General features: G+C 70.7%; 9 protein-coding genes. 4 read left to right on the top strand and 5 right to left on the bottom strand.

Annotated elements, in window-relative coordinates; genetic code table 11:
• Positions 1–26 precede the first annotated feature (26 nt).
• Entirely contained in the window at positions 27–2,540 is a 2,514-nt protein-coding gene (locus ACFU95_RS09930) for a DEAD/DEAH box helicase (RefSeq protein WP_383824394.1), read from the bottom strand.
• A 145-nt stretch (positions 2,541–2,685) separates the two neighbouring features.
• Between ACFU95_RS09930 and ACFU95_RS09925 the strand changes: the two genes are divergently transcribed.
• Positions 2,686–3,480, top strand: a complete 795-nt coding sequence (locus ACFU95_RS09925) for a metal-dependent hydrolase (RefSeq protein WP_383824391.1) — start codon at positions 2,686–2,688, stop codon at positions 3,478–3,480.
• Between the two features lie 107 nt (positions 3,481–3,587).
• On the opposite strand, the gene ACFU95_RS09920 is transcribed toward ACFU95_RS09925, so the two are convergent.
• The 4 genes from ACFU95_RS09920 to ACFU95_RS09905 form a co-directional block, all read right to left on the bottom strand.
• Complete coding sequence (locus ACFU95_RS09920) at positions 3,588–3,848, bottom strand: type B 50S ribosomal protein L31 (protein WP_383824388.1); 261 nt, start codon at positions 3,846–3,848, stop codon at positions 3,588–3,590.
• Positions 3,849–3,970: 122 nt separating this feature from the next.
• Entirely contained in the window at positions 3,971–4,441 is a 471-nt protein-coding gene (locus ACFU95_RS09915) for a DUF5709 domain-containing protein (RefSeq protein WP_383824385.1), read from the bottom strand.
• Positions 4,442–5,212: 771 nt separating this feature from the next.
• On the bottom strand, positions 5,213–7,000 hold the full coding sequence (locus ACFU95_RS09910) for an ABC transporter ATP-binding protein (RefSeq protein ID WP_383824382.1): 1,788 nt from the start codon (positions 6,998–7,000) through the stop codon (positions 5,213–5,215).
• Complete coding sequence (locus tag ACFU95_RS09905) at positions 6,997–8,841, bottom strand: ABC transporter transmembrane domain-containing protein (protein WP_383824379.1); 1,845 nt, start codon at positions 8,839–8,841, stop codon at positions 6,997–6,999. Before ACFU95_RS09905 ends, ACFU95_RS09910 begins: the two co-directional genes overlap by 4 nt.
• 384 nt (positions 8,842–9,225) lie before the next feature.
• On the opposite strand from ACFU95_RS09905, the gene ACFU95_RS09900 reads away from it, so the two are divergent.
• The 3 genes from ACFU95_RS09900 to ACFU95_RS09890 all read left to right on the top strand — a co-directional run bounded on the left by ACFU95_RS09900 (position 9,226) and on the right by ACFU95_RS09890 (position 13,243).
• On the top strand, positions 9,226–9,903 hold the full coding sequence (locus tag ACFU95_RS09900; RefSeq protein WP_383824377.1) for a L,D-transpeptidase family protein: 678 nt from the start codon (positions 9,226–9,228) through the stop codon (positions 9,901–9,903).
• Between the two features lie 51 nt (positions 9,904–9,954).
• Positions 9,955–11,586: a peptide-N4-asparagine amidase gene (locus ACFU95_RS09895; protein WP_383824374.1), complete on the top strand. Its 1,632-nt coding sequence runs from the start codon at positions 9,955–9,957 to the stop codon at positions 11,584–11,586.
• 175 nt (positions 11,587–11,761) lie between these two features.
• Positions 11,762–13,243, top strand: coding sequence for a cation:dicarboxylate symporter family transporter (locus ACFU95_RS09890; RefSeq protein ID WP_383824371.1), 1,482 nt, complete (start codon positions 11,762–11,764; stop codon positions 13,241–13,243).
• Positions 13,244–13,302: the final 59 nt, after the last annotated feature.

Raw genomic sequence — 13,302 nt, 5'->3', positions numbered from 1 at the left:
GTGAGATTCTCCTGTGTTCACAGCGCTCACAGCTGGCCCACGTCGGTGACGCGGACCACCGCGCGGCCCTCCGCGTCGGAGGCGGCGAGGTCGACCTCCGCGCTGACGCCCCAGTCGTGGTCGTTGTTCGGGTCGTCGAAGATCTGGCGGACCCGCCACAGACGGTTCGCCGGTTCCTCCTCGATCACCAGCAGCTTCGGGCCGCGGGCGTCGGGGCCGGTGCCGAGGTCCTCGTACTCGTCCCAGTACTTGTCCATCGCCTCGCCCCAGGCATCTGCGTCCCAGCCTGCCTCGGCGTCCATTTCGCCCAGCTCGTCGACCTGGTCGAGCGCGGCGAGTTCGACGCGGCGGAACATGGCGTTGCGGACGAGGACGCGGAAGGCACGCGCGTTGGTGGTGACCGGCTTGACCTCGTCGGCCTTCTCCTGGGCCTCCTCGGCCGTCATCTCCTCCGGGTTGGCGAGCTGCTCCCACTCGTCGAGCAGGCTGGAGTCGACCTGGCGCACCATCTCGCCGAGCCACTCGATCAGGTCCTGCAGATCGTCGGACTTGAGGTCGTCCGGGATGTTGTGGTCGAGCGTCTTGTAGGCGCCGGCGAGGTAGCGCAGCACGATGCCCTCGGTGCGGGCCAGTTCGTAGAAGGACACCAACTCCGTGAAGGACATCGCCCGTTCGTACATGTCGCGGATCACGGACTTCGGCGACAGCGGGTGGTCGCCGACCCAGGGATGGCTCTTGCGGTATGTGTCGTACGCGTGGAAGAGGAGCTCCTCCAGCGGCTTGGGGTAACTGATGTCCTGGAGGCGCTCCATGCGCTCCTCGTACTCGACGCCGTCCGCCTTCATCGCGGCGACGGCCTCGCCCTTCGCCTTGTTCAGCTGGGCGACGAGGATCTGCCGGGGGTCGTCCAGGGTGGACTCGACGACGGACACCATGTCCAGTGCGTAGGACGGCGACTCCGGGTCCAGCAGCTCGAACGCGGCCAGCGCGAAGGTCGACAGCGGCTGGTTGAGCGCGAAGTCCTGCTGGAGATCGACGGTGAGGCGGACGATGCGGCCCGTGGCGTCGGGCTCGTCGAGCTTCTCGACGATGCCGCCGTCCAGCAGCGAGCGGTAGATCGCGATCGCGCGCCGGATGTGCCGCAGTTGCTGCTTGCGCGGCTCGTGGTTGTCCTCCAGCAGGTGCCGCATCGCCTCGAAGGCGTTGCCGGGTCGGGCGATCACCGACAGCAGCATGGTGTGCGTCACTCGGAAGCGGGAGGTCAGCGGCTCCGGTTCGGAGGCGATGAGCTTCTCGAAGGTGTTCTCCGTCCAGGCGACGAAGCCTTCGGGTGCCTTCTTGCGGACGACCTTGCGGCGCTTCTTCGGGTCGTCTCCGGCCTTGGCGAGTGCCTTCTCGTTCTCGATGACGTGCTCGGGCGCCTGGGCCACGACGAAGCCCGCCGTGTCGAAGCCGGCTCGCCCGGCGCGGCCGGCGATCTGGTGGAACTCGCGGGCGCGCAGCGTGCGGACGCGGTTGCCGTCGTACTTGGTCAGCGCCGTGAACAGCACCGTGCGGATCGGAACATTGACGCCCACGCCGAGCGTGTCGGTGCCGCAGATGACCTTCAGCAGACCGGCCTGCGCAAGCTTCTCCACCAGGCGCCGGTACTTCGGCAGCATGCCGGCGTGATGCACGCCGATGCCGTGCCGTACGTAACGGGAGAGGTTGCGGCCGAACTTGGTGGTGAAGCGGAAGTTGCCGATCAGCTCGGCGATCTGGTCCTTCTCCTCGCGCGAACACATGTTGATGCTCATCAGCGCCTGTGCCCGCTCCACGGCCTGAGCCTGAGTGAAGTGCACGATGTAGACCGGTGCCTGCTTGGTCTCCAGCAGTTCGGTCAGGGTCTCGGTGAGCGGGGTGAACTTGTACTCGTAGGACAGCGGCACGGGGCGGGTGGCCGAGCGGACCACCGACGTCGGGCGGCCGGTGCGCCGGGTGAGGTCGTTCTCGAACATCGAGACGTCGCCGAGCGTGGCCGACATCAGGATGAACTGCGCCTGCGGCAGCTCCAGGATCGGGATCTGCCAGGCCCAGCCGCGGTCACCCTCCGCGTAGAAGTGGAACTCGTCCATGACGACCTGGCCGACGTCCGCGTCCTTGCCGTCGCGCAGCGCGATCGACGCGAGCACCTCGGCGGTACAGCAGATGACGGGGGCGTCGGCGTTGACGGACGCGTCACCGGTCAGCATGCCGACATTCTCGGTGCCGAAGATCTTGCACAGCTCGAAGAACTTCTCCGAGACCAGCGCCTTGATGGGAGCGGTGTAGAAGGTGACCTCGTCCCGGGCCAGCGCGGCGAAGTGCGCGCCAGCGGCGATCATGCTCTTTCCGGAGCCGGTGGGGGTCGACACGATCACGTTCGCCCCGGACACCACCTCGATCAGCGCCTCCTCCTGGTGGGGGTAGAGCGTGAGGCCGCGCTCCTCGGCCCACGACTCGAAGGCTTCGTAGAGGGCGTCGGGGTCGGCGTTCGGTGGCAGCTGATCGATGAGGGTCACCCACCCATCTTGCCTGCCCTCCTCCCTCACAGGGGAATCGGATGCGAGCACGAAGATCGCGAACGCTACGCTGTGTCGCCGACGACACGTCAGCGAACCCGGTCAACTGGACAGCGGCACACGAGGAATGGGGCGGGCAACGGCAATGATGGGACCAGCACACTCACTGTCGGGGGCTGCCGCCTGGCTCGGCGTCGGAGCGGCGGCCGCCGCTGCCGGGCACGGAATGCCCTGGCCGGTCCTCCTCGCAGGCGCGCTGATCTGCGCCGGAGCCGCCCTGGCCCCGGACCTCGATCACAAGGCGGCCACCATCTCGCGGGCCTTCGGACCGCTGTCGCGCTGGCTGTGCGAGATCGTCGACAAGCTGTCGTACGCCGTCTACAAGGCGACGAAGAAGCAGGGCGACCCGCGTCGCTCCGGTGGGCACCGCACGCTCACGCACACCTGGCTCTGGGCCGTCATGATCGGCGGTGGTGCCTCGGTCCTGGCGATCACCGGTGGCCGTTGGGCGGTGCTGGCGATCCTGTTCGCGCACATGGTGCTGGCCATCGAGGGCCTGCTGTGGCGCGCGACCCGGGGTTCCAGCGCCGATGTCCTGGTCTGGCTGCTGGCCGCGACCAGCGCGTGGATCCTCGCGGGCGTGCTGGACAAGCCGGGCAACGGCTCGGACTGGCTGTTCACGGCGCCGGGCCAGGAGTATCTGTGGCTGGGACTGCCGATCGTGCTGGGCGCGCTGGTGCACGACATCGGGGACGCGCTGACGGTGTCCGGCTGCCCGATCCTGTGGCCGATCCCGGTCGGCCGCAAGCGTTGGTACCCGCTCGGTCCGCCCAAGGCCATGCGGTTCCGTGCAGGCAGCTGGGTCGAGCTCAAGGTGCTGATGCCGGTGTTCATGGTGCTGGGCGGAGTGGGCTGCGCTGCGGCGCTCAACGTGATCTGAACGAGTGGCGGACTCCACGCCGGCGTGCCGGTGATGCGCACGCCGGTGGCCCGCCGACGGCGCGGGGCACCCGGGCGACGTCCGGGGGCTCCGGTCCGTTCCCCGGATCAGCCGCCCTGTCCAGCCCCGCGGCCGAAGCGCCGCTCGAAGGCCGCGACGCGGCCCTCGGTGTCCACTGTTCGGGCCTTGCCCGTGTAGAAGGGGTGGCTCTCCGAGGAGATCTCGACGTCCACGACCGGGTAGGTCCTGCCGTCGTCCCACTCGATGGTCAGGTCGCTGGTCGCCGTGGACCGGGTCAGGAAGGCGTAGCCCGCGGCGCGGTCGCGGAAGACGACCTCGTGGTAGTCGGGGTGCTTGTCCTGCTGCATACGAGCTCCTCGTGTGCGGGGCCTTGATGGCGGGTACCGGCAAGGGCCGACGGTGTTCGGCCGAAGGCGTGGGGACTGCGGCACAGGGGCTGCGGGGACCAGCCGTACCAGGACCGTCGGGGTCAGCCGGACAGGGCGTCCTCATCGACGATGTGCATGGCGGCCTCCTCGGCGGACGCCGCCGCGCCGTCGATGCCCACGTCCGTCGCGACGAGGGCGCTCTCCTCGTCCTCGTGGGCGCCTTCGTCGGGTGCCACGAGGCGGCCGGAGCGCAGGGCGCCGACCTCGTTGTCGAGGAGTTCCCCGTCGGTGCCGTCGGCGTCGCCGAGGCCGTCGCCGTCTGGGGCGGCGAGGTCGGGCTGCTCCTCGGCGAGCCGCTGGTCGAGGGTCTCGCCCTGGTGGCGCTCGGCGGCCGTGACACCGCTGTGCTCCACCGCCAACGGTCTGTCCGGAGGGGACCAGCCCCGGTCCAGGGGGTCGTCGACGCCGTCGTTCTCCAGGGTGTCCTCCGCGTCGAGCAGCCCTGTGTCCTCACGTTGATCGGATGCGTCGGGCTGGTAGACGTCGTCACCCCATCCGTCGGCGCTGTTCACGGGTACCTCCAGGTGATGGGGACGGGCCCGGACTCACCGCGGTCGGCGCCGGGCCGCCGTAGCGCGGGGCACAGGCCGCATACGGCGCGAACCGCGTGGTTCGCGGGTGCTCCCCGAACCGGTGCCGCTATCCAGCCTTCCACCCCTTTTCGCCCCGGCGCAACGGCACGGGTGCGCTCTGGTACGACAGCACGGGGCGGCGGCGAGTGCTCCGGCTCCCCAGGCCCGGATCCGGCCTCGGATCCACCCTCGGATAAGGCCCGTCGTGCCGGGTCAGGACGGCCGGGGGCACCGCTGCCCCCGGTCGGGTCCACCTTTGTCCGAGGCCAGGTCCGTCCCCTTCCCCGTCCCCGCCCCTGTGCCCTTCCCCGTCCCCGTCCCCGACCCCGTGCCCTTCCCCGTCCCCGGCCTGGCGCAGGGTGTATCAACGCCCCGATCGCCCACAGCAGGGTCTCCGGCCGTGCCGAGCCGCGCTCCGGGCCATGGCCGCCAAGGTGTTCCCGCCTTCGAGTGACCGTGCTGCCGACGTGGCCGGTCCTGTCCCCTCGTCCCGGCTCTCGTCCGGGCCCGCAGGCGGGCGGGCGGCGCCTGCCCCCGGCTCCCGGGGCCCGCAGCCGACCTGCCCTCGGCTCAGGTCGGCCGTGGCAAGACGCCACTGCCCACCGCGCGTGCGGTCATGGCCTGCGAGCGCCCCGGCCTTGGCCGACCGTGCCTCCGACGCGCCCGGCCGAGGCTCCCGGCGACCCCGGCCCACCGCGCCTTCGGCTCCGCTCACCCATGCCACGACCGCCACAGCGCCGCGTAGGCCCCGTCCGCCCGGACCAGCTCGTCGTGACTGCCCAGCTCGCTGATCCGGCCGTTGTCGACGACGGCGATGACGTCCGCGTCGTGGGCGGTGTGGAGGCGGTGGGCGATGGCGACCACGGTGCGGCCGTCGAGGACGCGGGCCAGGGATCGCTCCAGGTGACGGGCCGCGCGGGGGTCGAGGAGCGAGGTCGCCTCGTCCAGGACCAGGGTGTGCGGGTCGGCCAGGACCAGACGGGCCAGGGCGATCTGCTGGGCCTGCGCCGGGGTCAGGGCAAACCCGCCCGAGCCGACCTCGGTGTCCAGGCCGTCGTCGAGGGCACGGGCCCACGCGTCCGCGTCGACCGCGCCCAGCGCCGCCCACAGCTCGGCGTCGGTCGCGTCGGTGCGGGCCAGCAGCAGGTTGTCCCGCAGGGAGCCCACGAACACGTGGTGTTCCTGGTTGACCAGGGCCACATGCGAGCGGACCCGCTCGGCGGTCATCCGGGACAGTTCGGCGCCACCGAGGGTGATTCGGCCGTCCCGGGGCGCGTAGATGCCGGCGAGCAGCCGGCCCAGCGTGGACTTGCCCGCTCCCGAAGGGCCGACCAGCGCCAGCCGGGTGCCGGGGGCGACCTCCAGGGAGACCTTGCGCAGCACGTCGACGCCCTCCAGGTAGCCGAAGTGCACCCGGTCGGCGTGCACGTCGCGGCCGTCGGGCGCCAGCTGGCTGTCGCCGGCGTCGGGCTCGATGTCCCGGACCCCGACCAGCCGGGCCAGGGACACCTGGGCCACCTGGAGCTCGTCGTACCAGCGAAGGATGAGCCCGACGGGATCCACCAGCATCTGTGCGATCAGCGCACCCGTCGTCAGCTGGCCGACCCCGATCCAGCCGTTCAGGACGAACACCCCGCCGATCATCAGAACGGAGGCGAGCACGGTCACATGGGTGACGTTGATGACCGGGAAGAGCACCGACCGCAGCCACAGCGTGTAGCGCTCCCACGCCGTCCACTGCTTGATCCGCAGCTCCGAGAGCTCCACCCGGCGCGCGCCGAGGCGGTGGGCCTCGACGGTGCGCCCCGCGTCCACGGTCTCGGCGAGTGCGGCGGCCACGGCGGCGTATCCGGCGGCCTCCGAGCGGTAGGCGGCCGGGGCACGCTTGAAGTACCAGCGGCAGCCCGACACGAGCAGCGGCACGGCGAGCAGCACGGCGGCCGCGAGCGGCGGCGCCGTGATGATGAGGCCGCCCAGCAGCAGGGCCGCCCACACCACGCCGATCGCCAGCTGGGGCACGGCCTCGCGCATCGCGTTGGCCAGCCGGTCGATGTCCGTCGTGATCCGGGACAGCAGGTCGCCGGTGCCGGCCCGCTCCAGGACGCCGGGCGGCAGCCCGACCGACCGGATCAGGAAGTCCTCGCGCAGATCGGCCAGCATCCGCTCGCCGAGCATCGCGCCCCGCAGCCGCACCTGCCGTACGAACACCGCCTGGACGACCAGGGCGGTCACGAACAGGCCGACGGTGAGTTCCAGATGGAGCTCTCGCTCGCCGGCGCCGTCCGACACCCGTTCCACCAGTGCGCCCAGCAGCCAGGGCCCCGCCATCGAGGCCACCACGGCGAGCGTGTTGACGGCGATGAGCAGCAGGAAGGCACGGCGGTGCCGACGGAACAACTCGACCACGTAGGCGCGTACGGTCTCCGGGGCGCCGACGGGCAGGGTGTTCGCCGTCGTCGGGGCTGCCGGGTCGTACGCCGGTGGCGCGGCGCCGATCATGCTGACTCCTCGATCTCTTGCAGTTCCTTCAGTCCACGGTTGAGGGCGGACCCGGCGCCTTCGGCCACCGCATCGCTCTCGTGCAGCGCGGCGTCGAGGGCCGCCTCGTCATCGGTCTCCCGGGTCACCACGGCGCGGTACCGCGGTTCGTCGTGCACCAGTTCGCGATGCAGGCCGACCGCCGCGACCTCGCCCTCGTGGACGAGCACGACACGGTCGGCGCGGTCCAGGAGCAGGGGCGACGAGGTGAACACCACCGTCGTGCGTCCCTCCCGCAGATCCCGTACGCCCTCGGCGATCCGGGCCTCCGTGTGCGAGTCGACGGCTGAGGTCGGTTCGTCCAGGACGAGCACCTGCGGGTCCGTCGTCAGCGACCGGGCGAGCGCGAGGCGCTGGCGCTGGCCGCCGGAGAGGGACCGGCCGCGTTCGGTGATCCGGGCGTCCATCGGGTCCTCGGCGTCGAGCGACCCCTGGACCAGCGCGGCCAGGACGTCCTCGCACTGCGCCGCCGCCAGTGCCCGCTCGGCACCGACGTCGCCGGACCTGGGCACGTCGAACAGTTCGCGCAGGGTGCCGGAGAGCAGCACCGGGTCCTTGTCCTGCACGAGGACGGCCGTGCGGGCGCGGTCGAGCGGCAACTCGTCGAGCGGGACGCCGCCCAGGAGCACCGAGGCGCCCTCCTCCGAGGGGTGTCCGCCCAGCCGTTCGGCCAGCCGCCCCGCCGCGTCCGGGTCGCCGCACACCACGGCGGTGAGCAGGCCGGCGGGGGCGAGCAGCCCGGTCGCCGGGTCGTACAGATCGCCGGAGGGCACCTCGGACCCGTCGCGTGATCCGGCGGTGTCGGTGACCCGTTCCAGCGCCAGTACGCGCGCGGCCCGCCGGGCCGAGGGCCGGGAGAAGGAGTAGGCCATCGCGATCTCTTCGAAGTGCCTGAGCGGATAGGTGAGGATCATGATCGAGCTGTAGACGGTGACCAGTTCGCCGACGGTGACGCGGCCCTGGCGGGCCAGATGGACGCCGTGCCAGACCACCGCGATCAGCAGCAGCCCCGGCAGCAGTACCTGGATCGCCGAGATCAGGGCCCACATCCGGGCGCTGCGCACGGCCGCATGGCGTACCTCCTGGGAGGCGCGGCGGTAGCGGTCCAGGAAGAGCTCCTCGCCGCCGATACCGCGCAGGACGCGCAGCCCGGCGACCGTGTCGGAGGCCAGCTCGGTGGCGCGGCCCGCCTTCTCACGCTGGAAGTCGGCCCGCCGTGTCGCCCGGGGCAGCAGCGGCAGCACGGCGACCGCCAGCACGGGCAGGCCCACGGCGACGATCACACCCAGCGCCGGCTGGTAGACGACCAGGCCGACGCAGACCACCACCAGAGTGACGGCCGCGGCCGTGAAGCGTGACCAGGCCTCGACGAACCAGCCGATCTTCTCGACGTCACCCGTGGAGACGGCCACGACCTCGCCGGCCGCGACGCGCCGGGTCAGGGCCGAGCCCAGCTGCGCGGTCTTGCGGGCCAGCACCTGCTGGACGCGGGCGGCGGCGGTGATCCAGTTGGTGACGGCGGTGCGGTGCAGGAAGGTGTCACCGAGCGCGTTCCCGGCGCAGCACAGAACCAGGAGCCCGCCCGCGAGGGCGAGTCGTGTGCCGGAGCGGTCGACGACGGCCTGCACGGCGACGCCCACGCAGAACGGCAGCGCGGAGACGGACAGGAAGTGCAGCAGCCCCCAGGCCAGGGATTTGAGCTGTCCGCCCACCTGGTTCCTGAAGAGCCACCACAGGAATCGGGGACCCGAGCGCGCGTCCGGCACACCTGGATCGGGATACGGAAGGTCTTGAATCTGCATGACGTCCCAGTGGCTCGTGTCAGTGGGGGGATCAGGGAGGGAAACGGGGTGTGGGTGGGTGCCGATGCGCGGAGACGGGGCAGCGCACGGCGGCAGCAAACCGTGACAGGTTCGCGTCGCAGCGTGGCCGGGCGCAAACGGTTTTCCGCGCCGCCGTACAGATCCGGCTGCCGCTTTGGCGCGGTCGCTCCGGCCGCCGCCCCACGCGCGGTGCCACCATGGACCGATGTGGAACGGCGGAGCACGCGGAGTGCGGCGTGGGAGGTGCGCTAGGTGCGCGAGGTCGACCCCAGGGTCCCCCTGACGGTCTTGAGGACTTTGACGACTCTGAGGACTTTGAGAGCTCTGAGGTCCCTGACGGTTCTGGTGTCCTTGACGGCCCTCATGACTGTGACCGCGTGTGGTGGCGCGGAGCGCGGAGGCAGGGCGGACGTCGGCAAGGGCGCGCCCACGCGCCCGGCCGCCACGCTGGATCCGACGCGCATCCCGGGCGTCGGTGACCGATGGCAGCGGCACATCCCCGCCGACTCCCGCCAGGTCGTGGCGGTGTACGGCGACGGCAAGGACTCCGCGAAGTCCACGGTCGTGCTCTACGCCAAGCAGGGATCCACCTGGGACCGCGTCCGTAGCTGGCCCGCGCACAACGGCAAGAAGGGCTGGGCGACCGACCACCACGAGGGCGACGACCGAAGCCCCGTCGGTGTGTTCACGCTGAGCGACGCGGGCGGCGTACGGGAGAACCCCGGGACGAAGCTGCCCTACACACGGTCGGCCGCCTTCGCGGCGCCGCGCTGGTGGGCGAAGTCGTACTGGCACGACTTCGACTACGTCATCGCCATCGACTACAACCGCGTCAAGGGCACCCCGCCCAACGACCCCACTCGTCCCGAGGGCGAGGGCAAGGGCGGTGGCATCTGGCTGCACATGGACCACGGCAGTGGCACGTCGGCCTGCGTCAGTCTGTCCGAATCGGCCATGGAGTACCTGCTGCGCACACTCGATCCGGATCGGCATCCCGTGGTGGTCATGGGGGACAGGGCCGACCTGAAACGGTCGCGTTGACGCGGGAGGCCTCATTGCGGCCAAGGCCCGACTCCCCGTAGAACACGGGCCATGAAGAGACGGATCGTCATGTCCATGCTCGCAGGAGTGACCCTTCTGGCGAGTTCGCTGCTCGGGGCGACCCCTGCCCAATCGGCCGATGTGCCCGCCGAGTTCGGTACCGACTGGCACGACCCCATCACCGCCGCCCCGCCCGTCGCCAAGCCCTCCGGCAAGTCCTGCCAAGTCACGCTCGCCGAGGCGCAGTTCCGCGACTTCACGCCGTACAAGGGCGCGTACACACCGCCCGTCGGCTGTGGTGACGGCTGGAGCAAGGTCGTGCTGCGGATGGACGGCAAGGTCAAGGGGCGCCAGTACGACCGGCTCGGCTATCTGCACGTCGGTGGGGTCGAGATCTTCCGCACGTCGACGCCGGAGCCGTCACCCGACGGCATCGAGTGGTCCGTGGAGAAGGACGTCACGCGCTACAGCGACACCTTCCGCCGCGGCCAGGACGTCGAGATGCTCATCGGGAACGTCGTCGACGACACCTACACCGGCATCATCGACGTCAAGGTCACGCTGACGTTCTACGCCGCCCGGTCCGTGTCGGCTCCCGGCCACCCTGCCTCGACTCCCGGCCGTTCCACCGCGGCTCCCGACCGCGTCCTCACCCTCCAGGACGGCACACTCACCACCCCGCGCAACAGCGAACGCGTCGTCGCCGAGGTGTACGCCACCGGTTCCGGTGGTGGTTGCGAGGAGTTCTGGTACCTGTCGGCTCCGGACCCGGCGCCCTACTCCTGCAAGGCCGGCGGCGGTCCCTACCGTGAGGTGCAGATCAAGGTCGACGGCCGGCTCGCCGGAATCGCCGCACCGTTCCCGCACGTGTGGACGGGCGGCTGGTCCAACCCCTTCCTCTGGTACGTCACTCCGGGGCCGCGCGCCTTCGACGTCAAGCCGATCGAATACGACCTCACGCCGTTCGCCGGCCTCCTCAACGACGGCCGCCCGCACCGCGTCGAGGTCTCCGTCGTCGGCGTACCCGAGGGGCAGAGCGGCTGGAGCGCGCCCGTGAACGTCCTCGTCTGGCAGGACGCGCGGAGCGAGCACGTCACCGGGAAGCTCACGAGGCACCAGGTCGGGGACCTCGCCAACTCCTCCACCTACACGCCCGGTTCGGAGCACCGGGTGGACACCGAGGGTAGTCACCGGCTGACGGTCGCCGGATACCTCGACACCTCGCACGGCCGGGTGGCGACCACCGTCAGCCGGTCGCTCACGAACACCTCCGCGCACCGCTGGACGGACGGAGAGAACCAGGACACCCTCGACGCCGCCTGGACCGACGGCCAGTCGGTCACCGTCGACGGACGCGGACCGGCGCGCACGACCCGCACGCAGCGGACGTACACGATGGACGGCTCCGTCACGATCGACGCGGGCGACCGGCTGCGCACGGTGCTGACCCTCGGTGACCGTGCCACGGTCGCGGTGACCCAGGCCGGGCGACGGATCGCGTGGTCGCGGCTCGACGACACCGTCGAGGGCGACGCCGCATGGACGTTGAACGTGCCACGCGACCAGCGGCAGGCGGTCGGCACGACGAGTGAGCGCTACCGGCTGTACGGCTCGCGCGGCTGCTACGACCGGTCTCTCACCAGCGTCCAAGGGGTGCTCACCGAGGATCGCAGCGGCTGCTGAGGCCAGGTGTGTGCGATGCGTCACTCGCGGGGCGATTTACACGGATGCAACACAGGGGTCTTGTGCGGGAACAACATCACCTTCAAAGTGATCGGCACGGAATCCGCTTTCCGTATGGCAGAAGTCCCAGCCGTCCCTGGGGGCTTCCGCGTACCGCCGTCCCCAAGGAGTTCCCGTGCCGCCGTCCGAACCGTCCCTGCCGCGACGCGTCGCACGCACACTGCGTACCTCTCTCTTCGCGCAGGTCGCCTGCGCGCTCGTGCTCGGCATCGTCGTCGGGAAGCTGTGGCCCTCTTTCGCCGCGGATCTCCAGCCGCTCGGCGACGGCTTCATCCGGCTCATCAAGACGATCATCTCGCCGCTCGTGTTCTGTGTGGTCGTCGTCGGCATCGCCAAGGCCGGTGACCTGAAGGCGTTCGGCCGGATCGGGCTGAAGGCCCTGATCTGGTTCGAGGTCGCGAGTACGCTCGCGCTGGTCATCGGCCTGCTCGCCGCCAACGTGGTCCAGCCCGGCTCGGGCATGCACGTGGACCCGTCCACGCTCGACGCCTCGGCGGTCGACGCGAAGACGGGCGGCGGGCATCTGCCGTCGACGACGGAGTTCGCCCTGGAGGCGATTCCGACCTCTTTCATCGGCGCCTTCGCCGAGAACTCCCTGCTCCAGGTGCTCATCCTGGCCTGTCTGGTGGGTGCCGCGCTGCTGCACCTCGGCCACACCAAGGTGCCGCAGGTGCTGCCGGCCATCGAGCAGGCCCAGGAGATCATCTTCTCGATCGTCGGCTTCGTCATGCGGCTGGCCCCGATCGCCGTGTTCGGCGCGATGGCCGTCCTGATCGGCAACTACGGCCTCGGTGTCATCGAGACGTACGGCAAGCTGATCATCCTGTGCTACGCAGCCGCCGCACTCTTCATCGCGCTGCTGGCCGTCGCCCTGAAGGTGGTCACGGGGCTCAGCCTCTGGAAGTTCCTGCGCTACATTCGCGAGGAGATGCTGCTCGCGCTCGGCACCGCCTCCACCGAGTCGGTTCTGCCGCGTGTGATGCAGAAGTTGCGCAAGGCGGGCGCCCGCGACGACGCAGTGGGCCTGGTGCTGCCGACGGGCTACTCGTTCAACCTCGACGGCGCCTCGCTCTACCTGTCCATCGGCACGCTGTTCATCGCCCAGGCCGTCGGGGTGGACCTCAGCCTCAGCCAGCAGATCACCGTCGTCCTGGTGCTGATGCTGACCAGCAAGGGCATGGCGGGCATCCCCGGTTCGGCGTTCCTCGCCCTGTCCGCGACCGCCTCCTCGCTGGGCGCGATCCCGGCCGGAGCCGTAGCACTGCTGCTCGGCGTGGACCGCATCATGGACTCGATGCGGGTCGTCACCAACCTGCTCGGCAACTGCGTCGCCGTCTTCGCGGTCTCCCGCTGGGAAGGCGCCCTGGACAGGGAGCGGGCGAAGAAGGTCCTCGACGGCGAGATCGTGGTCCAACTGGATGACGACGAGCCGGAGGCGGAGCCGAGGAAGGGGAAGGCGGAGCTGAAGAAGCCCGAGGGGGCGGAGTCCGGGACGCCTGAGGCGGCGGAGTCCAGGGAGCCCGGGGCGGCGGAGTCCGAAGACCCTGCCACCGTACCGGTCCGGACGGGCAAGGAGACGGCCTCCGAGGCCGGTTGACGTTCACCGGCACCGGCACCGGCACCGGCCGCGGCCACCGCTCCAGCAGTACGGAGCGG

Source organism: Streptomyces sp. NPDC057623, assembly GCF_042800355.1.
Lineage (GTDB): Bacteria > Actinomycetota > Actinomycetes > Streptomycetales > Streptomycetaceae > Streptomyces.
Note: the sequence above shows the minus strand (reverse complement) of the source record. Positions and strands in the feature narration are given on the sequence as shown.